At 51.6% G+C, this 768-nt stretch carries 2 protein-coding genes; both read right to left on the minus strand.

What is annotated here, in order from left to right:
• Positions 1-77: 77 nt before the first annotated feature.
• Complete coding sequence (locus tag D8790_RS10650) at positions 78-398, minus strand: hypothetical protein (RefSeq protein ID WP_185761952.1); 321 nt, start codon at positions 396-398, stop codon at positions 78-80.
• Positions 399-413: 15 nt separating this feature from the next.
• Positions 414-638: a hypothetical protein gene (locus tag D8790_RS10655; RefSeq protein WP_185761953.1), complete on the minus strand. Its 225-nt coding sequence runs from the start codon at positions 636-638 to the stop codon at positions 414-416.
• Positions 639-768: the final 130 nt, after the last annotated feature.

Raw genomic sequence — 768 nt, forward strand, 5'->3', positions numbered from 1 at the left:
AGCTTCAACCTCATTGAGCACCAGCCAGTCTGTCTCAGTAAGTGCAAGTGCCTCAGCTTCATTGAGCGCCAGCCAGTCTATCTCAACAAGCGCAAGTGCTTCAGCGTCACTGAGCACCAGCCAGTCTGTCTCAGCAAGCGCAAGTGCTTCAGCATCAGTAAGCCTGAGCCAGTCTGTCTCAGTAAGTGCCAGTGCTTCAGCATCAGTAAGCTTGAGTCAATCCGTTTCAACAAGTGCCTCAGCTTCAACCTCATTGAGCACCAGCCAGTCTGTCTCAGTAAGTGCAAGTGCTTCAGCATCAGTAAGCTTGAGTCAATCCGTTTCAACAAGTGCCTCAGCTTCAACCTCATTGAGCACCAGCCAGTCTGTCTCAGTAAGTGCAAGTGCCTCAGCTTCATTGAGCGCCAGCCAGTCTATCTCAACAAGCGCAAGTGCTTCAGCGTCACTGAGCACCAGCCAGTCTGTCTCAGCAAGCGCAAGTGCTTCAGCATCAGTAAGCCTGAGCCAGTCTGTCTCAGTAAGTGCCAGTGCTTCAGCATCAGTAAGCTTGAGTCAATCCGTTTCAACAAGCGAGTCTGCTTCAGCGTCATTGAGCTTGAGTCAATCCGTTTCAACAAGTGCAAGTGCTTCAACTTCATTGAGCGCCAGCCAGTCTATCTCAACAAGCGCAAGTGCTTCAGCGTCACTGAGCACCAGCCAGTCTGTCTCAGCAAGCGCAAGTGCTTCAGCATCAGTAAGCCTGAGCCAGTCTGTCTCAGCAAGCGCAAG

This window comes from Streptococcus cristatus, assembly GCF_003943535.1.
In the GTDB taxonomy this organism is placed as follows: Bacteria; Bacillota; Bacilli; order Lactobacillales; family Streptococcaceae; genus Streptococcus; species Streptococcus cristatus_L.